Source organism: Tenacibaculum profundi, from assembly GCF_052050075.1.
Lineage (GTDB): Bacteria > Bacteroidota > Bacteroidia > Flavobacteriales > Flavobacteriaceae > Polaribacter.
The window spans coordinates 335,878-361,182 of the sequence record NZ_CP197225.1; the positions used below are offsets into that span (position 1 = coordinate 335,878).

The 25,305-nt window shown below is 28.2% G+C and carries 21 protein-coding genes and 2 tRNA genes; 11 read left to right on the top strand and 12 right to left on the bottom strand.

All coding sequences use genetic code 11. The features are described from left to right. Positions 1-180 precede the first annotated feature (180 nt). The 3 genes from ACSIGE_RS01205 (at position 181) to ACSIGE_RS01215 (ending at position 2,362) form a co-directional block, all read left to right on the top strand. On the top strand, positions 181-852 hold the full coding sequence (locus tag ACSIGE_RS01205) for a Crp/Fnr family transcriptional regulator (RefSeq protein ID WP_440880972.1): 672 nt from the start codon (positions 181-183) through the stop codon (positions 850-852). Positions 853-924: 72 nt separating this feature from the next. Continuing rightward, entirely contained in the window at positions 925-1,815 is an 891-nt protein-coding gene (locus tag ACSIGE_RS01210) for a hypothetical protein (RefSeq protein WP_440880973.1), read from the top strand. A gap of 70 nt (positions 1,816-1,885) precedes the next feature. Beyond that, positions 1,886-2,362 (top strand): DUF6495 family protein, encoded by a 477-nt coding sequence (locus ACSIGE_RS01215; protein WP_440880974.1) that lies wholly within the window; start codon positions 1,886-1,888, stop codon positions 2,360-2,362. A gap of 5 nt (positions 2,363-2,367) precedes the next feature. Here the strand turns inward: ACSIGE_RS01215 and ACSIGE_RS01220 are convergent, their stop codons facing one another. Next, on the bottom strand, positions 2,368-3,057 hold the full coding sequence (locus ACSIGE_RS01220; protein ID WP_440880975.1) for an SIR2 family NAD-dependent protein deacylase: 690 nt from the start codon (positions 3,055-3,057) through the stop codon (positions 2,368-2,370). Between the two features lie 82 nt (positions 3,058-3,139). Here ACSIGE_RS01220 and ACSIGE_RS01225 point away from each other — a divergent pair, with 82 nt between their 5' ends. After that, a complete protein-coding gene (locus tag ACSIGE_RS01225) occupies positions 3,140-3,817 on the top strand; it encodes a TrmH family RNA methyltransferase (RefSeq protein WP_440880976.1) in 678 nt (225 codons plus the stop codon). A 179-nt stretch (positions 3,818-3,996) separates the two neighbouring features. Here ACSIGE_RS01225 and ACSIGE_RS01230 read toward each other — a convergent pair whose 3' ends face one another. The 4 genes from ACSIGE_RS01230 to ACSIGE_RS01245 form a co-directional block, all read right to left on the bottom strand. Then, the gene (locus ACSIGE_RS01230) at positions 3,997-5,175 is read right to left on the bottom strand and encodes a THUMP-like domain-containing protein (protein WP_440880977.1); all 1,179 of its coding nucleotides are present in this window, start codon (positions 5,173-5,175) and stop codon (positions 3,997-3,999) included. Positions 5,176-5,661: 486 nt separating this feature from the next. After that, positions 5,662-6,099: a helix-turn-helix domain-containing protein gene (locus ACSIGE_RS01235; RefSeq protein WP_440880978.1), complete on the bottom strand. Its 438-nt coding sequence runs from the start codon at positions 6,097-6,099 to the stop codon at positions 5,662-5,664. Positions 6,100-7,474: 1,375 nt separating this feature from the next. Next, positions 7,475-8,791 carry a sensor histidine kinase gene (locus ACSIGE_RS01240; protein ID WP_440880979.1) on the bottom strand — a complete coding sequence of 439 codons (1,317 nt, stop codon included), beginning with the start codon at positions 8,789-8,791 and terminating at the stop codon, positions 7,475-7,477. Next, a complete protein-coding gene (locus tag ACSIGE_RS01245; protein ID WP_440880980.1) occupies positions 8,792-10,162 on the bottom strand; it encodes a sigma-54-dependent transcriptional regulator in 1,371 nt (456 codons plus the stop codon). Between the two features lie 157 nt (positions 10,163-10,319). On the opposite strand from ACSIGE_RS01245, the gene ACSIGE_RS01250 reads away from it, so the two are divergent. From ACSIGE_RS01250 to ACSIGE_RS01265, 4 genes are all read left to right on the top strand, one after another. Then, entirely contained in the window at positions 10,320-11,567 is a 1,248-nt protein-coding gene (locus ACSIGE_RS01250; protein WP_440880981.1) for an efflux RND transporter periplasmic adaptor subunit, read from the top strand. Between the two features lie 199 nt (positions 11,568-11,766). Beyond that, entirely contained in the window at positions 11,767-12,474 is a 708-nt protein-coding gene (locus ACSIGE_RS01255) for an ABC transporter ATP-binding protein (RefSeq protein ID WP_440880982.1), read from the top strand. A 20-nt stretch (positions 12,475-12,494) separates the two neighbouring features. Next, positions 12,495-14,921 carry an ABC transporter permease gene (locus ACSIGE_RS01260; protein WP_440880983.1) on the top strand — a complete coding sequence of 809 codons (2,427 nt, stop codon included), beginning with the start codon at positions 12,495-12,497 and terminating at the stop codon, positions 14,919-14,921. A 131-nt stretch (positions 14,922-15,052) separates the two neighbouring features. Continuing rightward, a complete protein-coding gene (locus tag ACSIGE_RS01265) occupies positions 15,053-16,237 on the top strand; it encodes a hypothetical protein (protein ID WP_440880984.1) in 1,185 nt (394 codons plus the stop codon). Between the two features lie 135 nt (positions 16,238-16,372). On the opposite strand, the gene purL is transcribed toward ACSIGE_RS01265, so the two are convergent. The 5 genes from purL to ACSIGE_RS01290 form a co-directional block, all read right to left on the bottom strand. Beyond that, a complete protein-coding gene (gene purL / locus ACSIGE_RS01270; protein ID WP_440880985.1) occupies positions 16,373-20,041 on the bottom strand; it encodes a phosphoribosylformylglycinamidine synthase in 3,669 nt (1,222 codons plus the stop codon). 143 nt (positions 20,042-20,184) lie between these two features. After that, positions 20,185-20,952: a carboxypeptidase-like regulatory domain-containing protein gene (locus ACSIGE_RS01275; protein ID WP_440880986.1), complete on the bottom strand. Its 768-nt coding sequence runs from the start codon at positions 20,950-20,952 to the stop codon at positions 20,185-20,187. A 183-nt stretch (positions 20,953-21,135) separates the two neighbouring features. Further along, positions 21,136-21,390 carry a hypothetical protein gene (locus ACSIGE_RS01280; RefSeq protein ID WP_440880987.1) on the bottom strand — a complete coding sequence of 85 codons (255 nt, stop codon included), beginning with the start codon at positions 21,388-21,390 and terminating at the stop codon, positions 21,136-21,138. A gap of 420 nt (positions 21,391-21,810) precedes the next feature. Beyond that, positions 21,811-21,895 (bottom strand) — tRNA-Leu (locus tag ACSIGE_RS01285). Between the two features lie 41 nt (positions 21,896-21,936). Beyond that, positions 21,937-22,009, bottom strand: a tRNA-Lys gene (locus ACSIGE_RS01290). 113 nt (positions 22,010-22,122) lie between these two features. On the opposite strand from ACSIGE_RS01290, the gene ACSIGE_RS01295 reads away from it, so the two are divergent. After that, on the top strand, positions 22,123-22,641 hold the full coding sequence (locus ACSIGE_RS01295; protein ID WP_440880988.1) for a shikimate kinase: 519 nt from the start codon (positions 22,123-22,125) through the stop codon (positions 22,639-22,641). Here the strand turns inward: ACSIGE_RS01295 and ACSIGE_RS01300 are convergent. Both ACSIGE_RS01300 and ACSIGE_RS01305 read right to left on the bottom strand, forming a co-directional pair. Continuing rightward, positions 22,633-23,136, bottom strand: a complete 504-nt coding sequence (locus ACSIGE_RS01300; RefSeq protein WP_440880989.1) for a phosphoribosyltransferase family protein — start codon at positions 23,134-23,136, stop codon at positions 22,633-22,635. The genes ACSIGE_RS01295 and ACSIGE_RS01300 overlap by 9 nt on opposite strands. Positions 23,137-23,174: 38 nt before the next feature. Then, positions 23,175-23,549: an RNA-binding S4 domain-containing protein gene (locus ACSIGE_RS01305; protein ID WP_440880990.1), complete on the bottom strand. Its 375-nt coding sequence runs from the start codon at positions 23,547-23,549 to the stop codon at positions 23,175-23,177. 70 nt (positions 23,550-23,619) lie between these two features. On the opposite strand from ACSIGE_RS01305, the gene ACSIGE_RS01310 reads away from it, so the two are divergent. Further along, on the top strand, positions 23,620-24,501 hold the full coding sequence (locus tag ACSIGE_RS01310; protein WP_440880991.1) for a peptidylprolyl isomerase: 882 nt from the start codon (positions 23,620-23,622) through the stop codon (positions 24,499-24,501). A 309-nt stretch (positions 24,502-24,810) separates the two neighbouring features. Beyond that, positions 24,811-24,948 (top strand): hypothetical protein, encoded by a 138-nt coding sequence (locus ACSIGE_RS01315; protein ID WP_440880992.1) that lies wholly within the window; start codon positions 24,811-24,813, stop codon positions 24,946-24,948. Positions 24,949-25,305: the final 357 nt, after the last annotated feature.

The following is a 25,305-nucleotide window of genomic DNA, read 5'->3' on the forward strand; positions in this document are numbered from 1 at the left end:
ACAAAGCACTGCTGATTATCAGGGGTTTTGTAATGATTTTATTGTATCTTAGACTAGATAGTTAAATAAAAATAATTTCTCTTTGTAGCTTTAAACGATTTTATAAAAATCAATAGAAAAGTGTCAATAAAAAATTGTTGTATTTTAATCATAATCTTTTGATAATTAAAACTATGAATTATGAACACATTTTGGTACTTTGAAAATATAAATCTATTTAAGATACTTTGTCCTCATAAATATCCTGCTTATAAAAAAAAGCATGCATTCAATAATTATAAAAAGAGTGACTATATATACTTCGAGGAAGATGCCGCAAATAAAATTTATTTGATTGATAGTGGCAAAGTAAAAATAGGATACTATACGGAAGACGGTAAAGAAATCATAAAGGCAATTCTTACCAAAGGTGAGATGTTTGGAGAAAAAGCTATTTTAGGCATAGAAAAAAGAAATGAATTTGCTCAATCAATTGATAATGAAACACTAGTTTGTCCGGTTTCAAAAGATACCATGTATAATCTAATGAGAGATAATGTAACTATAAGTTTTAAGGTATATAAGTTTATAGGCATTCGAATTAAAAGATTAGAGCGTAGGTTGCAATTACTTTTGTTTAAAGATACTAAAACACGTTTGTTGGAGTTTTTTGACGAACTATGCGAAGATTATGGATATGAATGTGAAAAAACAGGAGATCATATTATTAAACATCCGTATACTCAAAAAGATATAGCTACATTAATTGGAACTTCTCGCCCTACCTTAAATGCTCTTATGAATGAGCTTAAACAAGAAAATATAATTGATTTTAATAGAAAAGAATTAAGAATATTAAAAAAAACTGCTTAAATGTAAGCTAGCTGACATTTCTTTAAAAAAGTCTAAAATAACTTTGTTTAATGTAATTTTAATACAAAATCAATGAGGAAATTTTTTTTAGGCTTATTAGCCATAGCAGCAGTTACTTTAACTTCTTGTAGTGATGAAAATGATAATAATCTAGTACCAATTATGGGAAATCTAAAGCTAGATATTAATGGTTTAGAAAACCTTGGTTCAGATTATAAATATGAAGGATGGGTTATCGTTAACGGTGCACCTGTTTCAACAGGTGTATTTACTGCAGACGATCGAGGAGCCTTATCACAAACTTCTTTCCCAATAGAGTCAAATGTATTGGCTTCAGCAACAACATTCGTATTGTCAATTGAACCAGCAGACGATCCTGATCCTGCACCAGCAGCGACAAAACTTTTAGCAGGAGACTTTTCAGGTAACTCGGCAGGTCTTTCCTCTACTGGAATCGTTGGAGATTTCTCTAATTCAAAAGGTAAATATATCTTAGCTACACCAACCGATGGAGAAAATAATAATGAGTTTAGCGGTGTGTGGTTTTTAGATTTAACAAGTGGAAGCCCTACTGCGGGGTTAACGTTACCGACACTTTCAGCTGGATGGAAATACGAAGGATGGACGGTATTGAACGGAATTCCTGTTAGTACAGGTACATTTACAGCTGTAGGTTCAGCTGATGATAACGCCGAAATATCAAATTTTAAAGGAGATTTAAATAATGGTCCAGGGTATCCAGGAGAAGATTTTATTCAAAATGCTCCTGTAGGACTTACCTTTCCAACCGATTTAAAAGGATCTACTATTGTGATTTCAGTTGAGCCAAGTCCAGATAATAGTTCAGCCCCCTTTACCCTAAAACCGTTAGCTCATAAGGTACCGACAGATGCTAATCATCATGAAACATTAATTATGGGAACAGGACCAGTAGCTGCTATTTCTGGAACGGTAACACGTTAGTTTTTTGTAAAAGTTCCCTTAATTTTAAAGAGCAATCGATTATCTTTGGTTGCTCTTATATATGTTAAGAATGAAGTATAGACAACTGACTAAAGAACAATTTGAAAGTTTACATAGAGAGTTTGCTCAATTTTTAGCTTCTCAGAGTATCGATGTAAATGAGTGGAATCAAATCAAACAAGAAAAACCTCATGTTGCTGAAGAGGAAATGAATATTTTTAGCGATATCGTTTGGGATGATGTTTTAAAAAGAACTGAGTATTTAGAACACTTTTCATCAAATAGCATCAATTTGTTTAAATGTGAAGATAAAAAAATTTACAGAATTGTTATACAAATAAACAATGATAGCATTAACTTAATGGAAAGTAAAGGTTATCAATGGTTATTGAAAAATTCGTTAGATTCCACTGTTGATATTTTGCAAGGTAATAAAATATATCAAAGAGAGCGTAATGCTGAAATTTTTGATTTAATTGAAAAAGGAAGCAATATTTCAAAAGGTGAACTATATGAATATTTTAAAGGATTGATTACAGCTTCGTAATCATTTTACCTGGTTAATACTTTAACTAACTGATCAGTACCAGAACTAGCAATGTCTTTAATAATTGTTAAATTATCAAAGGTGTTTCCAGTTATTGCAGGATTTGGGTCAATGAAGTAAATAGGAGTAGAAGGATCTACGTATTCTATTAAACTTGCTGCAGGATATACTTGCATTGAAGTTCCAATGATTATTAAAATATCAGCCTTCATAGTAATTTTTAAAGCTTTTTCCAGTAAAGGAACATCTTCTCCAAACCAAACAATATGTGGTCTCAGTTGTGATTGTTTTTCACATAAATCACCTAAAATGATATCCTTGTCCCAATTATATACTAGGTTTTTATCTATAGTACTTCTTGCTTTACGTAATTCTCCATGAAGATGTATTACGTTAGAACTCCCTGCACGCTCATGTAGATCATCTACATTTTGAGTAATAATATGAACATCAAATGTTTCTTCCAACTTCACTAAGTTTTTATGTCCTTTATTTGGTGAAACCTCTAAAAGTTGTTTTCTTCGTTGATTATAAAAATCTAATACCAATTCAGGGTTCTTTTGAAATCCTATCGGGGAAGCTACTTCGTAAATATCATGACCCTCCCATAAACCATCGGTATCCCTAAAAGTATTAATTCCGCTTTCGACACTTATTCCAGCACCCGACAGAATTACTAATTGCTTTTTTTTCAAGATATAATTTATTATATTATTTTTTTAAACTAGACGGTAAAAACAAAAGAATAAAAATAGGAAAATTTATTATGTTTGTATCATGGTGAATAATGATTTATTGAGATACTTAGAAGGCTATGTTACAAAAAAAAGAAGAACTTTATTCCATCAAGTTTTAGATCAAAGAACTAACCATTTCACGGTCGTTTTAGAAGATATATATCAACCTCATAATGCAAGTGCGGTTGTTAGATCGTGTGATATATTTGGAATTCAGAATATTTATGCTATTGAAAATAAGTATACTAATAAAGTTTCGAGGCATGTAGCAAAAGGGAGTCAAAAATGGCTTAATATTCACCGTTATAAAGAGGATGGAGATAATACACAAAAATGCTTAGAAGATCTTAAAAGTGAAGGATATCAGATAATAGGAACAACACCACATAATGAATCCTGCTATCTATCTAATTTTGATATTACTAAAAAATCAGCTTTTGTTTTTGGAGTAGAAAAAGAAGGAATTTCTGATTATGTGAAACAAGAGGCTGATGGATTTCTTAAAGTTCCAATGGTAGGTTTCACAGAAAGTTTAAATATTTCGGTAGCAGCTGCTATTATCTTACAAAATGTTACAAGTAGGCTTAGGCAATCGAATATAGATTGGAAATTGTCGGAAGAAGAAAAAGTAGACCTTTATTTTGAATGGTTACAGAAGTCAATAAAAAATGTAAATAAAATAGTAGAGCATTATTATTCAGAGATGAAAAAAAAATAACATATTTATTAAAAAAGAGAAAAATAAAACTTTAATTTTTGTCAGAAAAAAAAGCACCTTGAAACCAAGGCACTTTTCGATATGCTGTTACTTTTATAACTCCCCTAATAATAGCATATCATGATGTTGACACTTATCGGTTAGATAACGTTATATTAGAGAATATATTATACTTTATTTCATTTTTCACACTCAATAACAGTTAATTTATTGTTAATGTTTTTAGTGAAAAATAAGTAAGTAGAGCCTCCGTCTTTTAACTTGGTTTCTTTTCTTAATATTTCAACTGACTTAGGAAAATTTCTTGTTGTTATGTTAGCTTTATCAGTTTTTAAATACTTTTTTATGGTTTTTTTATGATATTCAAAGAAATTAATAATTTTAAATTTTCGTCCAGGAAAATTAAATATTTCATTTTCGGAAGTATATAAATGAGAATGTTTATGTAACTTGGTTAAGTTATAAGTATCTGCTATTTTGCTAAAAGCTCCAGACTTAAAAATTGCGGAGTTTGGCTCATACAGATAATTAAGAGGCATCCCGTACTTTGGCTCGACATATACATCAAGTTTAAAATTAAATTCTTGATTTTTTGTTTCACTTATTATATTAACTGTATTGATAAAAGTATCACCATTAAAGTTTCTTTCTAATAAAAATAAGAGCTCTTTTACTTCATTTTTAACAGCAATAATATAAATTTTTTTAACAAATTTTAATTCTTTAAGTGATGCAGTAATATCAAGAATGGGCGAATTTTTAATTAAAATGGTGTTTGATTTAGAGAAAAGAAAATCTAAATTGATAGGAATATTAGGTTTACAATCTTTTAATAGAAAAACTTTTCCTTTAATGTTATCTCTTCTTGATGGGTCTACATAAATACAATCAAACATTTCGTTGTTTTTTTTTAAGTATGATAAGCCGTCATCATTTACAGTTTTTATATTTAGTAAATTCAGTTGTTTAAAATTATGATTAGCTGTAATAGATAAATCATGATTAATTTCACAGTGAATTATTTTTTTAAAACTTTTTGAAAAATAAAAACAATCTACTCCAAATCCACCTGTAATATCAATTAATGAATTACCAGAAAGTAATTTGGACTTATAATAAGCAGTGATTTCAGAGGATGTTTGTTCTATATTTAATTTTGGTGGATATAAAATATTTTTAGTTGTATACCATGTAGGCAATTTTTTTTTAGATTTTTTTTTAGAAATAATTTGATGAATTAGTTCTTGAATAGGAATATTCTTAAAAGGTGAACCTTTAAATAAAAGTTTACTTGTATCGCTATTGATATTTTTATCTATAAACTCTTGTATCTTCGGTGAGAGTAACAATGTATTCATTACTTACAAAAATACATATATTATGCTTTTGAAGAAAAATGAACAAAATTTATTTAAATATTAAACACTTTTCATGTTTAAAAAACACCTCTCTGAGAATCGCGTATTTGGATAAGTATATGCTTATTGTCGGTATACTCAATTTTAAGAAAACATATAATTCGATAATTTATATAGAAAAGTGTGTTTTTTTGTTTTTTATCTTAAAACAATATTTTTCGTTTGTTTTTTTAGTACTTATAACAACTATTTTTTATGCTTTATATAATTTTAAAATCTGTAATTTATTGGTATATTATTTTATATCATGAAATTATAGAAATTTAAGTGAATTATTTAGGTATTTTATAACTTAAACTTTGGTAGTACCAAAAATAATATATAAAAGATAATAATTTTTTTCGGAAAGAAGCAACCTAATAGAGTTTACAAGAAGAAATATAACTTATTTCAAAAATTATGATCTATAGCATTCAAATAAAATTTTTATTTATTGAATTCATCAAAGCTACCATCGTTGTAAAATAATATAACTTTGATTAGCTTTTTAGATGTTTTGGTGTTAATTTTTTTCTGCTGAGTATCGTCTTTAGGAGTATCATTATTTTTGAATTCGGAAAAAAGAGAAGGGGAATCTATAGCTTTATTTATAGAAGAAGAAATCTTCGTTTGTGGTAAATTATTAGAGACTTCATTTTTTGATTTAGGAAAAACTCCTTCACCATTTAGTAACCAATAGAGATCTACGTCAGGAAATTTATCAATTACTTTAAGCACGAAATCTAAACTAGCCTTATTGCGACCAGACATTAAGTGCGAAATACTAGATTTGGGCACATTTATCTTTTCAGCAAAAGTTGACGATGTTAAACCATAATACTGTATAATGTCTTTAAGTCTGTTAATAAATAAATCTCTATTCACAATTGTAAAGTATTTAATTCATACACAAATGTAAAAAAAATATTTAACTCAAACTATTAAAGGAGTTATTTAATTTTTATATACACTATTTAAATAAAAACATTAAATAAAGACAATTAAAAAGCTCTAAAACAGTTATTTATGTATTATATATAGTTTATATCTATAACTCAGTGATCTAGATTAAACATAGTTGGTTTACAAAAATAACAACCTAAAAAAGACGCGTGTTTTTATTTACTATTGTAAAATCAATTATAAAGAGACTATTTTTTCTAAGATTTAGAACTATTAAATACAAATTTGAAAGTTTATGCTATGTATGGATGTAAAAAAGGTGTTTAATATGCTAATTAGAATTTAGCAAATTAAATATTATAGTTTGATATCGACATATTAAGTGTTTTAATAGCTTATGACCAATAACAAGAATATTCAATCGGCCTTCTTCTTTTCTCTGTTTATGAATATATAATTCAATAGCTTTCAATATACATAGCTATGCTAGAAGTATATACTATAGTTATAACTGTTAATGTTTTTAATTTTTTCTAACACTAAAATTAATTTAGGTAATTTTGTAAATATTTAGCAATAGCCTCGTTAAAAGAGTTCATAAATTTATTCAATTCCATATCTAAATTATTCATGTTTTGTATTTGATATACTTTATCTACAGCTATTTAGATCTTTTGTAGCATTTAACTTAATGCTCAATGATAGTTACTTTTTCAAAGGTATCATAACTCAATTATCTGTACAAAGTATATCTACTTTACCTAATTTTCTTTTAAGTACTTTATCTAAACTTTTCTTTATTATTGTGAACTATTGAAATTCTTCTATCGAAACACTAGAAAATGAAGCGAATAATTTGTGACGCCAATCAAAAGAAGTTTGAACCGAAATCCTTGATTCTTTTGTAATTTAACTTATTATATTATATTATATCGAGAGAGTATACAGTATTATAAATAACGGTTAGGTTTATCTTCTTCCTTAATATTGTATTAAAACTTTCCAGAAGTCTCAATAAAATTTTCTTACAACTTTTGTAAATGTAATACTGAAAACTTTTAAGCTTAACTTTAATAAGTATGCGCTTGTCTGAGAAATGAGGATAAATAGTTGCTTTTAATTATTAGTTTTTCTATTCAAGTTGTTTATATAGAGTCGAATAATAATAATAAGTTTAATATTTCTTGTTGAGTAAAGCTTAAATTAAAAACGAAAATATAGCTAAAATTGAATTGAAGTATAAATCAATATTTTTTAAACTAAGAAGTAACATATTCATAATCAAAGGTAACCTGTTTATTTTAAGTAAATAAAATATCAGCAACAAAGCAAGTTAAAGAATTGTTACAATTGTAAACTATTTAAAAACAACTTGAAATTCAGTAAAACAATCATTACTAACAAAATAAATGGATCCTTTATGGGCCTCTATTATACTTTTACTAAGTGTTAATCCTATTCCTGCACCACCTTTTCTTGTAGTATAGTAGGGTATAAATATTTTATCTTTTATTTTGTCTGATATTCCAATACCATTATCTCTAACAAATACATGTGTACGGCATTCTTTTTGTTCAATTAAAATCGTTATTAATTTCTGTTTACATTTGTGAACAGCGTGAATAGCATTTGAAAGTAAATTAATCATTACTTGTTCTATCTGACTTTTATCTGCTATTAAGTAATAATCATCTGAAGAGGTAAATTCAATTTTTATATTTTTTCTTTTAAAATCTGAATCAAATAAAACAAGAACATTTTTAATGAGCTCTGTAAGGTTTAAATTACTTTTTTGTGGTTTTGGCAATTCTGCTAGTTTTCGATAATTATCAACAAATATTGTTAAGGCTTCAGATCTTTTTTTTATAATACTTAATCCTGTATATACTTCATCAAATGTTTCTTCAGGTTTGCCTTCATTGATTAAGGAACTTAAATTTTCAGCTAAACTACTTATGGGTGTAATGGTATTAATGATTTCATGTGACATAACATTCATCAGTTTATACCATGATTCTTTTTCTTTTTTATCAATAAGTTGTTGTATGGTTTCTAAAGATATTGTTAAGTATTCATGACTATTAGTTTTTGTAAAGGATGTTTTTAAAAAAAAGCTTTCTTTCTTTTGGTTTATACTAATAGTGATTGTTTGTTTTATTTCTTTCCATTCTGCTACAAAATCTTGAAGTCGACCAATTTTTTTTTTAAGTAAATTCCATTTATGATATTTAGGTATATTCAAATATTCAACAAAGAGACGATTTAGCTGAAAAACTTCTATTAATCCAAGATGATCTTTTCTTAATATAAGCACCCCAAAAGGTAAACTTTCAATAATATTTGTGAAAACGATCATTTCTGAACTATTTAATAAATTTTTCTTTTTTTGTTTTTCAGCAAGTAATTCGATTTTTTTGAATAAAGAATTTTTTTTCTTGTATGATGAAAATGTATTTGAATAATCTTCAAATAATAAACAATTTATTGAATTTTCAATATTATTGATTACAGAGTTAAAATAATTAATGAATAAGAAAACCTGTAAAGTTAAAACTAACGAAAATCCAAAAGTACCAATAAAGAAAAATTTAGAAAATACAAAAAAGACAACGATTACATTAATAATAATGAGTAACATCCTTATTATAATTTGTATCAAATATGTTTTTTTCATTTATAAATTATATTTTTCTAAACGCCTGTATAAAGCTGCTCTCGTTAATCCTAGATCTTTTGCAGCTTTAGATATGTTTCCGTTATGTTTCTCCAGTGCTTTCTGAATTAGTAGTTTTTCCGTTTCTTCAAGATTTAAATTATTATCTATTGAAACCCCCAACTTTTTTTTTGAAAACTGTAAATCATTAAGTTGAATGGTGTTTTCTTCTGTCATAATAACAGCTCTCTCGATAATATGTTCGACTTCTCTTATATTTCCGGGCCAAAAATAATTACTAAGTTCGTTTGTTGCTTCCTTTGTAAAGCCTTGAATATTTTTTCTATATTTTTTATTTAACCTCTTTAAAAAGTATTTGGCTAGTATAAGTATATCTTCTTGACGCTCTCTTAGAGGAGGGAGGTTTAGTTCAATAGTATTTATTCTAAATAATAAATCTTGTCTAAACGTTTTTTCTTCAACCATTTCATGTATTGGGGCATTCGTAGCACATATTATTCTAACATCTATCTTTCTCTCTTTTCCTTCACCTAAACGGGTTATTTTTCTATTCTGAATAACGGTTAGCAATTTAGCTTGTAAATGAAGAGAAAGATTTCCTATTTCATCTAAGAAAATTGTTCCTCCTTTAGCTAATTCAAATCTTCCTATTGAATCTTTGTGAGCATCTGTAAAAGCACCTTTAACATAACCAAATAATTCACTTTCAAATAAATTTTCATTTAATGACCCCAAGTCGACATGAATAAAAGGAGCATTTTTACGATTTGATTCAATATGAATTTCTTTTGCAAATACATATTTACCAGTTCCATTTTCTCCAAGTATTAAAATATTTGCATCAGTAGGGGCCACTTTTTTAACTAGTTGAATAGCAGATTGCATAGCAACAGAGTTACCTATTATATGTTCTGACCTTTCATGAAATTCTTCATTATTTTTATCGTGTACAGTTTTCCATTGTGTTGTTTTTCTTTTAGAACGTGCTAATTCAACACCAGCACTTACAATTCCAAAAAGTTTTTCTGTATTCCATGGTTTTAGAATAAAATCTGAGGCACCTTGCTTAATAGCTTCTACAGCTAAGTTTACAGAACCAAAGGCGGTCATTAAAATAACAGTGGTTTCAGCACTAAGTTCTTTAATATATTTTAACCAGTACAAGCCCTCTTTACCATCTTCAAAACCAATATGATAATTCATGTCTAAAAGAACAACATCAACAATTGAGTCTATTAGTATATTACCGATCTTCTTAGGGCTATTAATAGTAATAATCTCAGTAAAATATTTTTTTAAGCTAATTCTAGCAGAAAATAAAATATCATCATCATCATCAATAATTAAAATTGTAGCTTCTTTTTTTCTCATTTTACATAATTACTCTTTTGTTAGTATTTGAACAAATAAGTGTTCGATTATGAACATTTTAAATTTTAAAATAAACAATAAGTGGCTTATTATCAGTTGTTTGTGTTTTTATTGTTTTATGGCATATTTATCGTCATACTTGGTGTAAAAGTAATATATGGATAAAATTATTAAACAAAAAAATAAGAAAGTTAAGAAAATGTTACTCATTAGCATACCTGTTATCTTAATAATTGGATTAAGTTTTCTCAATCTAACCCGAAAAAATCAGATTAATGTTAATAGAAATTCTATAGTTATAAGTAAAGTAGAAAAAGGAGACTTTGAAGATGTAGTTATATTTAATAGTATCGTTGAGCCGAAAACATCAGTTTTAGTAAATGTTCTTCAAGGGGGAGCAGTTGCTGATATTTTTTTGGAAAGTGGAAAGGAGGTAACTGAAGGAACTCCTTTATTAAAAGTTTACAATCCCAATGCAGAACTAAATTACCTTACTCAAGAAACTGCCATCGTTGAACAAATTAATAATTTGAGAAACATAAGAGTAAGTATAACGAATCAGCAATTAATTTTAGATCAGCAATTAGTTGGAATAGAAAACGATTTTAGAAAAGCAGAGCGTCAATATAAGTTAGATACTAATTTGTATCAAAAAGGAGTAATTGCAAGAAATGAATATGAAAAATCAGCGCAAGAATTGAACTTTCAGAAAAAAAGAAGTAATGTAATAAAGAAAAGTGTCAAGGAAGAAAAAACTAGTCGTATTAATCAATTATCAAGGATAAACACCTCATTAGCACAAATGCAAAAAAGTTTAAATCTTTTAAGAAAAAATAAAGAGAATTTTATTGTAAAGGCTCCAGTTAATGGCTTTTTATCTTCATTTAATCCTGTTCTTGGAAAAAATTATAACCAGGGAGAGTCTATTGGAAAAATAGATGTTCTTGATGGTTATAAATTAGTTGCTAAAATAGATGAATATTACATTACTAAATTAAAAGAAGGAATAGAGGGGGTTGTTGTTATAAATAATCAAAAACAAAATATACGGTTATATAAAGTTTATTCTGAAGTTATTAATGGTAAATTTTCAGTAGAGTTATTATTTACTAACACGACTAAAATAAATCATATCAAAAGAGGAATGTCTCTTAAAAGTAAGGTTTTTTTATCAAATAACAATGAAGCGATATTATTACCAAAAGGGAAATTTTTTCAAGAAACCAATGGTAAATGGGTATTTGTTCTTAATTCAGAAAATAAAGCTGTAAAGAGAGTGATCGCCTTAGGTAGAGAGAATCAATTTTATTATGAAATTAAAAGTGGCCTTAAAGAGGGGGATAAAGTTATAACTTCTAGTTATGAAAATTTTGAAAAAATTGAAGAAATAAATATTCAAAATTAAATTAGAGATCATCTATTATTTAAAATTAGGATTTTCTAGTAGTTTATTATCTTTTATTGAGGATTATAAAGGAAATGCTACCTGGAAGGAGAAATTAAGTAACATGGATTTATCTATAAAAAAAAATCAAATGAGTTTAGTGGGAAAAAATACTTCTGGTAATTTTTTATCTACATTAAATTAACAAATAATTAAAAATATGATACGCATAAAAGATTTAGTAAAAGTTTATCAAACTGAAGAAATTGAAACAACAGCTCTTGATAAACTATCATTAGAGGTAAAAAAAGGTGAATTTGTATCTATCATGGGAGCTTCTGGTTGTGGAAAATCAACATTGTTAAACATTATTGGATTATTAGATTCAGGAAATAATGGGAGCTATCTTTTTGATGGAGTAGAGGTAACTAAGTATAATGAAAAGCAGCGGGCTAATGTAAGAAAAGCCAATATTGGATTTATATTTCAAAATTTTAATTTAATTGAAGAACTTACTGTATACGAAAATATAGAATTACCTCTAATTTATAATAAAGTTAAGGCTTCATTGAGAAAAGAAAAGGTTAATAAAATATTGGAAACGATGGGTATTTCCCATCGAGCTAAGCACTTTCCATTACAACTTTCTGGGGGGCAACAGCAAAGAGTTGCTGTGGCAAGAGCTTTAGTAACAGACCCTAAAATAATTTTAGCAGATGAACCAACAGGAAATCTGGATAGTAAGAGTGGTAATGATGTAATGGAATTATTAAGTGAACTCCATAGCTTAGGAGCAACTATTATAATGGTAACCCACTCAGCTTATGATGCCAAATTTTCATCTCGAATTATAACGTTAAAAGATGGCATAATCATATCAGAAAGGACGAATGAGTCTAAAATTGATGTGTTATTAGAAAATGAATAAAAAAATTAAAAATAAATCTTATGTTTCAAACGTGGTTTAAAATATTTTTCAGAAACCAGAAAAAAAATTGGTTAAATGGAGTAGTAAATGTATCTGGACTAACCTTAAGTTTAACCGTATTGATGTTGGTACTACTTTATTTAAATGAGGAAAGAAAGTATAATCAAGAGAATTCAGGTAGAAATGAAATTTATCGTGTAGTTCATTCAATGTCAGATGGAGAAATATGGGGGGTGAGTACAAGTGTTGAAGGTCCGAAATATAAAGATGAGATACCAGAGGTTATTGAAACGTATCTAAGCGAGGGAGGGTATAATCCTAATTTAGTTTATGTTGAAGGTAAAAAATATTACACTAAAAAAATAATTACAGGAGAGGCCTCTTTTTTCGATTTTTTTCCTTTTGAAATTTTAAAGGGCTCAATAGATAAATTTAAAGAAACTAGTGACAATGTAGCTATTTCTGAAACTTTGGCTAAACGATACTTTGGTTCCGTTTCAGCTATAGGTAAAACATTAGAATTTGGTAATAGAGTTTTTATCATTACAACAGTGTTTAAAATTAAAGGTAAACACTATTTTGAACCTGATTTAGTAACTCAGTTTAAAGAGTACCCTAAAGAAGAAGGCTGGGGTAGTTATAGTTATGACCTCTTAGTTAAAACAACGAAAGGCAACCTAACTAAAAGCTTAGAAAATAAGATGAACGAACTGTGGTATAAGAATTCTACAGTACCATCAGCAGAGAAAGAAGGAATGACGCCTGTTGAATGGGATAAAAAACATGGAACAAAAATTTTACTAGAAGGTTTAAAGGATATTAGATTAGAAGGCTATACAAAATCAGCAAGTCCTGAAGGAAAAGGTAATTATAAACTAATTAAAATATTATTATCTCTTGCTGTTTTACTTCTAATTATTTCCTGCGTAAACTTTATTAATTTATCAATTTCTTCAGCAGAGCAAAGAGCAAAGGAGGTTGGCGTCAAAAAAACTTTAGGTATCTCAAAGAAATCATTATTCATTCAATATACTACTGAAATATTACTTTTAGGTTTAATTTCTTTTATTTTCTCGTTGATTTTAGTTGAATTAATACTCCCTTATTACAATCTTTTCTTAAAAAAAGATATAATTTTAATAAATGAGAAAGGAATTATATTTGAAACTTTTATTGTAAACATACAATTATCTTTAATTGTTGGTTTTATAACTGCTTTTAAATTGGCTGGTTTTAAACCTTCGGAAGTATTGAAAGGAAATATAACGAGAAGTAAAAAAGGTTTAATTATTAGAAATATGATGCTTGGGCTTCAATTTGTAATTTCTGGATTTTTTTTAATTGCATCTCTTGTAGTTTATAAGCAAGTAAATTATATGATGGAAAAGGATCTTGGGTTTTCTGGGGACAATATACTTATCGTAAAATTAGGCCATGGTCAAAATAATTACCAAAATTATTTAATAGCTAAAAAAGAATTAGTGAAGCAGAATTCTAATATAATTGAAGTTACCAGTAACTTCTTTGTACCTAATGGCAATAATTCGAGCTCTACCAATGCAATATATAAAGAAAATGATGTACAAACTAACATAAATCCAATAGATTTTAACTATTTTGATATTCTTAAAATAGACATTCTTAAGGGAAGAAAATTACAAGAACGATTTGCTTCCGATACCATAACAAATATTTTGATTAATGAAAAAATGGCAAAAGGATTAGGCATTTACAACGATCCAATTGATAAGAAAATACATATACCTGTACCTTATATTAAAGGAGATAGAATATTTAACGTCGTAGGAATGGTAAAAGATTATCATATTTATGGGCTTGATAGAGAAATACCTCCCATAGCTTTTTTTCATTGGAGCGTCTTTAAGTTAATGAGGGATCATTCATTTTATAATTTTCAAATTAAAATTAAAAATGAGAATATGGAAGAGACTATAAATTTCATTAGAAAATATTGGAAATTAAATATAGAACAAGATTACCCGTTTGATTATCAGTTTCTCGATGAGAAATATCAAAAAACTTTTAAAAACCATCAAAAACAAAAAACACTTTTGACAATTTTAACATTGATTGTAATCATCATTTCTTTATTAGGTCTATTCGCATTGGCAACTTTAACAATTCAACAAAGATTAAAAGAGATAGCTATTAGAAAAGCTTTAGGGGCTAGTACGAAAGAAATTATGTTTCAATTAATGAAAGTATTTTTAAAAATAGCGATATATGCTACCTTAATATTGATTCCTTTTAGTTTTTATATTATACAAGAAAAATGGTTAAATGATTTTGTTTATAGAGTTGAAATGCCGTTGTATCCATATATCATGACACCAATTATTTTAACAATATTAATATGTTTTGTAGTCGGTATAAAAGCCTATTTGGCGACAAAAATAAATTTAATTAAATACTTGAAATTTGAATAAATTAAGAATCTGTATTTTAAAAATTATGATTAATTTATTTTAAAAATAAATATTAAATAGTATAGTTTTGTTTTAAAATTAAAGTTTGGTATCTTTTTTGAAAATACCAGGTAAACAAAACTATACTATTTATGAAAAAAATTACGTTTTTAATAGTTTTTATCTCATTTATCTATGCTTGTAGTACAGCAAAATATGCACAAGAAGCGACCAATAGAGGAAACTATAAAGAGGCAATAGAATTGTCAATTAAGAAACTAGCAAGTAATAAAACTAAGAAAAGAAATCAACCTCATATAACAATTTTAAAGAATGCATTTGAAAAAGCAACTTCTAGAGATCTTTCAAGAATTAAATTTTTAAAAAAAGATCGTAATCCTGAAAATCTAGAAGAAATTTTTGGAATTTATAATGACTTGAAAATAAGACAGGAAAAAATTAAACCCTTATTACCTTTAAAGTACATAGATACAGGTAAAGAAGAAATATTCAATTTTACTAATTATGACAAAGACATTATAGTGGCAAAAAATAATTTGTCAGAGTACCTCTATATGAAAGCAAAATCTGTTTTTCAATCAAAAAATAAACTAGATTATAGATTTGCGCATAAAGAATTTGCTTATTTAGATGAAATTAATCCAAACTATAAAGATGTAAGGAGTTTAATGGATAAATGTCATCAAATTGGAACTGATTTTATTTTTGTTTCTCTCAAAAATAAATCAGATAAAGTTATTCCTAAAAGGTTAGAAGAAGATTTATTGAATTTTGAAGCGTATCATTTAAATGATTTTTGGACTGTATATCATAATAAAAAGCAAGCGAGTTTAAATTATGATTTTACATTAGAATTAATGTTTAGAGACATTATGATTTCCCCTGAGCATGTTTATGAAAAAGAATTTGTAAAAGAAAAGCAAATTAAGAGTGGATTTAAATATGTTAAGGATGATAAAGGAATTATAAAAAAAGATAGTTTAGGAAATAAAATTACAGTAGATAATTTTACAAAAGTACAATGTAATTTTTATCGATTTACACAAACAAAGTCAGTACAAGTAGTTGGACAAGTACGATATTTTGATAATGTTAATGAGCAATTATTAGAATCTTTTCCATTGCAAAGCGAATTTATTTTTGAACATAGTTACGCTACTTCTGATGGAGATAGGAGAGCTTTAGATGAAAGCTTTATAAGCATGCTAACCATGAGATCTGTGCCTTTTCCCAGTAATGAACAAATGATATACGATGTTGGTAAAGATATCAAGAAAAAATTGAAGGTTATTGTTAGGAATAATAAAATGAGATAATTAAAAATAAGTAGGGTATGAATATCATACCCTACTTCTAAAATATTATTAATCTAAAACCCTTCTAAAATAGACTAATATTATTATTTATACAAAATAAGAATTTTTATCAAAAAACGCCTAATTTTCTTAAAATTATTTTAAATTTTCAATCCATTTTCTAGCATTGACAAAAGCTTCTAACCATGGAGATACTTCATCTTTTCTTCCTTCTGGATAGTTAGCCCAATTCCATTGGAAAGTAGAGCGCTCAATATGTGGCATTGTAACAAGGTGACGACCTGTTTTATCGCACATCATTGCTGTGTTATAATCTGATCCATTAGGATTGTTAGGGTAGCCTTCGTAACCATATTTCGCTACAATATTGTATTGATCTTCTGATTCTGGTAAATTAAATTTACCTTCTCCATGAGAAATCCATACACCTAATTCTGTTCCAGCTAAACTTGATAACATTACAGAGTTATTCTCTTGAACTTTTACAGAAGTAAATGAACTTTCGTGTTTTTTAGAATCATTGTGAACCATTTTACCATGAACTTTATGTTCTGGGTTAATTAATTCTAACTCCATCCATAACTGACATCCATTACAAATACCTACAGATAAAGTATCTTCTCTTTCGAAGAACTTTTTAAGAGCAGCATTGGCTTTCTCATTGTATAAAAATGCACCAGCCCAACCTTTCGCTGAACCAAGAACATCTGAATTAGAGAAACCTCCTACAGCTCCAATAAATTGAATATCCTCTAGCGTTTCACGCCCCGAAATTAAATCTGTCATATGAACATCTTTAACATTAAAACCAGCTAAATACATGGCATTAGCCATTTCTCTTTCTGAGTTCGATCCTTTTTCACGGATAATGGCAGCCTTAGGTCTGTTAGAAACATTGCCTACAACATCTGCTAATTTTCCAGTGAAATTCGTAGGAAAGGTATATTTTAATGGTTGATTCTTATAATTGTCATAACGATCTTTCGCTAAATCGTTAGCCGTTTGTTTGCTATCTAATAAATACGAAGTCTTGTACCAAGTATCTCTTAATTCAGAAACGGATAACGCAAATACATCCGCATTGTTCTTAATATTTAAACGATCTGACTCAGTAACCGATCCTATTTTAAAGAATTCAATGTCATTTTCTGATAAAATAGCTTCTACAGAATTATCAGCAGCTTGAAAAACGATTCCTGAATTTTCAGCAAACAATACTTTTATACTGTCTGATTCACTTAAAGAAGTTAAATCTATATTAGCTCCAACATTTACATCAGCGAAACAAAGTTCTAATAAAGTAGTGATTAAACCTCCAGAAGCAACATCATGACCAGCAACTACTTTTTCATCTCTGATTAGCTGTTGTAAAACATTAAACGTTGTTTTGAACTTAGCAGCATCTTTAATGGTAGGTGCATGATTTCCTATTTTATTAACTACCTGAGCAAATGAACTTCCTCCTAATTTAAATTCGTCTTGAGAAAGGTTGATATAGTAAATATCTCCTTGATTAGTTTTTAATACAGGTTCAACTACTTTAGTAATATCATTACAATTTGCAGCTGCTGAAATTACTACAGTACCTGGAGAAATAACTTCTTCATTTGGATACTTTTGTTTCATTGATAAAGAATCTTTTCCTGTTGGAACGTTGATTCCTAAATCAATTGAAAACTCAGATACAGCTTTTACAGCTTTATATAAACGCGCATCTTCACCTTCATTTCTACATGGCCACATCCAGTTTGCAGAAAGAGAAACCGATTTTAAACCATCTTTTAAAGGGGCCCAAACAATGTTTGTTAATGCTTCAGCGATAGAGTTTTTACTTCCTGCTTCAGGATCAATTAATCCAGAAATAGGAGAGTGCCCAATAGTAGTTGCTATTCCTTCCTTTCCTTTATAATCTAAAGCCATAACACCAACGTTGTTCAAAGGAATTTGAAGACTTCCAACACATTGTTGTTTTGCTACTTTACCCCCAACACAACGGTCAACTTTGTTTGTTAACCAATCTTTACATGCTACAGCCTCTAAATGAAGAATTTGCGATAAATATTCTTTAAACTTTTCCGTTGTATAGTTTAATTCAGCATATTTTCTATCAACTGAATTATCAGTCATAACAGTTTTAGGAGAGCTTCCGAACATATCTTCCAGTGCTAAATCCATTGGTTTATTGCCATTGGATTTAGATTCGAAAGTGAATCTATGATCACCAGTTACATCTCCTACCGTATACATTGGAGAACGCTCACGCTCTGCAATTTTATTCAAAGTATCAATATGTTCATCGGCAATTACTAATCCCATTCTTTCTTGAGATTCATTACCAATGATTTCTTTATTAGATAGGGTAGGATCACCAACAGGAAGTTGATCTAAATCGATATTTCCACCCGTTTCTTCTACTAATTCTGATAAACAGTTTAAATGCCCTCCAGCACCGTGATCATGAATAGAAATGATAAAGTTTTCCTCGCTTTCTACCATTCCTCTTACCGCATTAGCAGCACGCTTTTGCATTTCAGGATTCGATCTTTGCACTGCATTTAATTCAATTCCTGTAGAAAACTCACCAGTATCCGCTGAAGAAACTGCAGCTCCTCCCATACCAATTCTATAGTTTTCACCACCAAGAATTACTATTTTATCACCTTCTTTAGGGGTATCTTTTATAGCTTGATCTTTCTTACCATATCCAATACCACCAGCTTGCATAATTACTTTATCGAATCCAAGCTTTCTAGCATCTTCTTCGTGTTCGAAAGTTAATACAGATCCACAAATTAAAGGTTGACCGAATTTATTTCCGAAATCAGAAGCACCATTTGACGCTTTGATTAAAATATCCATTGGTGTTTGATATAACCATTTACGCTCATCCATTGCTTGCTCCCAAGGACGATTTTCTTGCAAACGAGAATAAGAAGTCATATACACAGCTGTACCCGCTAAAGGAATAGATCCTTTACCGCCAGCCAATCGATCTCTAATTTCACCTCCTGATCCCGTCGCGGCACCATTAAAAGGTTCAACAGTGGTCGGGAAGTTATGTGTTTCAGCCTTTAATGAAATTACTGATTCAAAATCTTTTGTCTCGTAGTATTCAGGAATATCAGCACTTTTAGGAGCAAATTGTTCAACTTTTGGTCCTTCAATAAAAGCTACATTATCTTTATAAGCCGAAACAATATCGTTAGGATTTTGCTTTGAAGTTTCTTTAATTAATTTGAATAGGGAAGTAGGTTGCTCTTCTCCATCAATAACAAAAGTACCATTAAAAATCTTGTGGCGACAGTGCTCTGAATTTACTTGTGAGAATCCAAATACTTCAGAATCTGTTAGCTTTCTTCCAGTTTTTTGAGATACTGCCTCTAAATAAGAAATTTCTTCTTCATTTAATGCTAAACCTTCTTGCTCATTATAAGCAGCAATATCGTCAATCTCTAAAATTGCTTCTGGCTCAATATTAATAGTAAAAGTTTCCTGATTTAACCCGTTAAACTTCTGAAAAATCATAGGGTCAAAATCGGAATAATTTTCAGAAACTGCTTCAAATTCTTCAATTCTAACAATTCCAGAAATCCCCATGTTTTGAGTTATTTCCACAGCATTAGTACTCCAGGGAGTAATCATCGCTGCTCTTGGCCCAACAAAAAAGGCGTCAAGTGACGCCATGTTTATTTTAGATTGGTTTCCAAATAACCAAGTTAGTTTCGAATTGGTTTCAGTTGTTAATTCTTCTGTTGTTTGAACAGCAAAAATTTTACTGTTTACGTTTCCAAAGAAATGAATCATTATTAGTTGTGTTTGTGTGTATTTAAAACCGTAAATTTAGTTTTTTCCTTTAAATAAAAACATAAAAAATGCAGTAATTTTTGAAGTTTTATATAAAAATAAACACAGAAAAAGCGTAAAACAAAATAATTAAAATTAGGTGTTTATTTATCAATATTAATTCTGTCTCTGCCAATTTTACCCTTTTTGATAGCTTTATAATTTTCATAACAATTCAAAATAGCTTCAATAAGCTGAAGATCACTGGCTTTTTTAACAAAATATTCAGAATAATTACAATCAGATAAAAGGTTATGTAGCTCTGTTCGATCCATTTCTAGGTATTCCATCATAACTTCTCTGTCAAATTTACCTGCTAACATCTTTCGTAAATCATCTTCTTTTTTAAGTTTTTTAAGTTTTTTCAATTGTTTTGGTTTTTTTCCAAATAAATTATAAACTAAATCTACAGGGTTTAAAAGTTGATTAAGCGGAGAGCTTATTTTCTTTGGACGTCCGATCTCATAAGTCTGAGGTAAACCATTGATATGAATTCTTGTAAATTTATCTTTGGGAACCTGTTTTATATCAACCTCCAAAACACCAATCAATTTGGTCGATTTAATAACAATTTCCTTAATCTTTTCTGGTTTTTCTGATAAAGATATTTCAACTTCATTTCCACGCAAAAGATCATTTGTTATTTTTAGCTTTATAGAAGAATAGCCTAAAAAAGATACTAGAACAGTATCATTTGCTTTTGCCGTTAACTTAAATAAACCATTTTCATCAGTTATTGTTCCTTCAACTGTATTTAAGTTTAATATGTGTGCAGCACTTAGTGTTTTTTTGGTTTTAGCATCTTTTATTTGACCTTTCAAATTTTTTATTTCAATTTCTTGAGCTAACGTTATAAATGAAGTTACTAACATTAGTATAAGAATTATGTATTTGTTTTGCATATTGCTAAATTAGAGTATTAACTGTTTTTTTAATACTCGTAAATATGATAACAATTTTTAAATAAAAAAAGCCATCTATACAGAATATGATGGCTCTTGTTTAATTTAATTATTTAAGATTTTACTGTTTAAGTTTTCTAATAGAAGATTTCTTTACTTGAATTCACTGAATTCAGTTTGTATAAAGTCCTCTACAATTTCTTTTAAATCAGTACTACAATGTTCGTTAGGGTAAATCATTCTTACAATCTTTTGATCTTTAATCGTATGATTCCATTGAACAAGATTTCTAATTCCTTCAGAATTTAATTCATAATCAATATTATATAAATAATTTTTGATACTACTTTCCAGTAAATTGATTTTGCTATCAAACTCCTTCTTCTTTAAATAACTATTAAATGTCATATAGCTGGAAATTTTAAGATTAATAATATTAACATTTTTAAATGTTAGTTTTTCAAAACTAGGATTTTAATTTAAAAAATAAAATAGATATTTCTACTAAATATTACTTAGGGGTAACACTTTTTATGATCAGTAATTTCACTGTTTTTTACTTTTTAAAATACAAAAAGATTACAAAAAAAAACAGAATAATTTATGAATAAAACTAAATTAATTTAAAAGAATAAATAGAAAACATAAGTTCTGACTTATTTAATCTCTTTAATAAAGTAGAATTTTATTTTCTTATAATCAATTATAATTTTCTAATTTACAATAAAATATTAAAAAAAAAAATACCTAAAACCCCTAAACAATAAGCTTCCTTTTTTCCATAGAAAAATAAGAAAAAAATACCGAGAGTTCTTAACTCTCGGTTTGTGCGCATAAGAAGATTCGAACTTCCACATTCAAAAAGAATACTGCCCCCTCAAGGCAGCGCGTCTACCAATTCCGCCATATGCGCATAAAATAAAAAAAGTTAAGCATATGTGGCTTAACTTTTTGTGACCGGGCTGGGGCTCGAACCCAGGACCCTCTCCTTAAAAGGGAGATGCTCTACCAACTGAGCTACCCGGTCATTGTTTACACATCTACGTGTTTGCGGGTGCAAATATACAATTGTGTATTAATTAAAAAAACTTTTTTTTGTTTTTTTTTGTTGATATTTGCACCCAACAATTTTACGTTAAAATGAAAATAATAATTCTTGGATATATGGCTAGTGGTAAGTCTTTTGTAGGTAGGTGTTTATCTGAAAAAATGGCTTTACCTTTTATTGATTTAGATAATTTTATAGAAGAAAAAGAAGATATGTCTATTCAAGATATTTTTAAAGAACAAGGTGAAATTTATTTCCGAAAGATAGAAAATAAATACTTGAAAGAACTTTTAAGTGGTCAAGATGATTATGTGCTATCACTAGGAGGAGGAACACCTTGTTATGCCGGTAATATGGAACATATAAAAAATAGAAAAGACGCCATTTCTTTCTATTTAAAAGCATCTATAAATACAATAGTAGAAAGAATAAAAAAAGAGAAGGATCAAAGACCTCTCGTATCTGATTTAGAAGATAAAGATTTAAACGAATTTATAGCAAAGCACCTTTTCGAAAGAAACGGTTTTTATAATCAAGCTTCACAAACGATAAAAATCGATCAAAAAGATATTAAAACAATTATTGAAGAAATTGTACAAATATTAAATTAAATATGCGGTTGTATTTCCTTCTTTAAATTCTACATTGACGTGCTCTTTAATTGACGTTGAAAGCGATATACCTTTAAAATCGGCTTTAACTGGATATTTTTTATGATTTCGATCAACTAATACTGCTGTTTTAAAGTTTTTTAGAGGGACTTCTAAAAAATGATTTACTGCATAAATCAATGTTGTGCCAGAGTTAAGTACATCATCTACTAAAACCACTGATTTATTTTCATATTTTTCTTTTTTTAATGAAGTATTTACAGAATTGATAGGATGTTTTTTATTCATGAAAACTTCACAAAGAACTACCTTAATAGAAGATATTTCACCTATAATCTCCCTTAATTTTTTGGCTAAAATAAATCCGTTTTCAGAAATTCCTGCGATCACAATCTCATTCTCATCATTATTTGTTTCATAAATTTGATAAGCAATTCGTTTTAATTTTTGCTCAATCTGCTTACTATTAAGTATTACATTGTTTTTTGCAATCATAATTTTATAAATATTACGTTTTTTGGTTTAAAGGTTAGCTAATCGTCATTATCATTGTTATATTCATCAATATCTCTACGATCTTTTTTAGTAGGTCTACCTGTACCTTTTTTTCTATAGTAATCCTTTGAATATTTTAGTAATTCTGTACGTTCAAACTCTTCTTTTGGAGTCAGATCTTTTCTATATAAATCAACTAACTTAGCTCCAACTCTGTTTGGAGGTATGTCTAAAACTTTTATTTTATAATTAATTTGGTTTTTTCTAACCAAAAGCTCTTCATTACCAAATAATTCTCTTGAAGGTTTAACAGAAGTATTATTAACTTTAATATGCCCTTTTTTGCAAGCATCTGTAGCAATACTTCTTGTTTTAAACAATCTAATACACCACAAATATTTGTCTATTCTCATTTAAAATATATTAATAATTTTTCACAAAGGTATAAAAATGGTAAATTGCGTCTCAAAATTATAGTATTAAATGATAAAATTAAAACATTTCCTATATGCTTTCATCTTTGGTATCATTATGTATTCTTGTGGGGATAGTGATGAAAACCAAATAGTTGATAATTTTGATCATGTACAACAGGCAAAGATTGATAATGATTCTATTTTAAAGTTTTTAAAAAATAATTATTTCGATGATACACTTGATTCAATTGTGCCTTTAAAAAGTGGCAAAACTGCTTTGTCTGAAGATGATAGGCTATTAACAAAAAAAGTAAATGAGTTTGATATAGATTACACTTACTATGTATTTGTAAAGCACGAAGGAGCACCTGATGTAGATAAGGGATTTCCAACAGTAATAGACTCTATTTTGCCCGTCTATCGATTAAGAACGTTGACTAATGCTATGGAAGTTAAAAAGGAGCAAGATTTAATTTTCCCTAGTTGGTTTAATCAATTGAATGTTATTCCTGGATGGAGGTATCCATGGGTACATTTTAAGGGAGGTAATAATCTTTCTACAGTTGGTGAACCGCTTAAGTATGAAGATGGGGGCAAGGGCTTTTTTATTTTACCATCAGGCTTATCTTACAGAAATTCATCAAATGCATTAGCTAATAAAATATTATTATACTACATAGAACTGTATGATTTTGTTGATGGTACTGATCATGATGGAGACAATATACCGTCAATAAAAGAGGATATAGACGGCGATGGAAAACCTTGGAATGATGACACAGATAACGATACAAGGTTTAATTTTCTTGATGATGATGATGACGGTGATCGTATTTTAACAAAGGATGAGGATGCTAACGGAAACAATGATCCAACAGATGATAAGAGCGATCCGAATCAACCTGACCTCCCTGATTATTTAAATAGAATAATAAGAGTAAAATATTAAAAAACTATTAAGCCCATTCCTACAATAGTTATAAGAAATAATTTTCTATAAATATTTGATTTATTTGGGTTTTTAATTTTTGGGTATTAGTCTATATATTTTACTAATTCAGAGCTAGTATCACATGTTATAGACGTTAAAAACATACATATCATAAAACACCTTAGTTAAGGTGTTTTTTTATGTCTAATATTTAGTAAGTGAATTATAGAGAAGGAGTAGGAGATAATGAGTATTCAAAAAAGTGAAGAATATTGTGAGAGAATAATTTATAATTGAGATTTAAGTCATAAAAATAAATATATAATCATGTGTCCTCAAAAACGTGAAACAAAGTACGTGAAAATAATATGTATTGCTCAGATAAGACTCAAAACAGGTGATTTTGGTAGCGATAATATTTTATTTCGTTTTTGTAATGAAGGGGCAACAGAGCATACGAATTAGTATTTATGGTTAAAATTCGACAAATCTAAGTTTCTTATCCCGATTATTTTTTAAACTACTTATTTATATGATTTAAATGCTCACGATTATATTTTGAAGGAAAATTAATTTCCTTAGAAAAGTTTTATTATTCTATCAATAGTGAAGGACTATTAAAGAAAATCTATGAGGAAATTAGAGTAGCGTTATCATCTAATTTAAATGAAGCATTAAAACTGTAGTACCCCTGATACCGTGAGAATATAAGAAAAATTAACGTATTTATATTGTGTAAGTTAGTGGTTAATTTTTATAGTAAAGATAAAATATAAAATGTTAACTATCGTTTAAAGGTAAGGGAAGCAGTTGCTTTTGTTA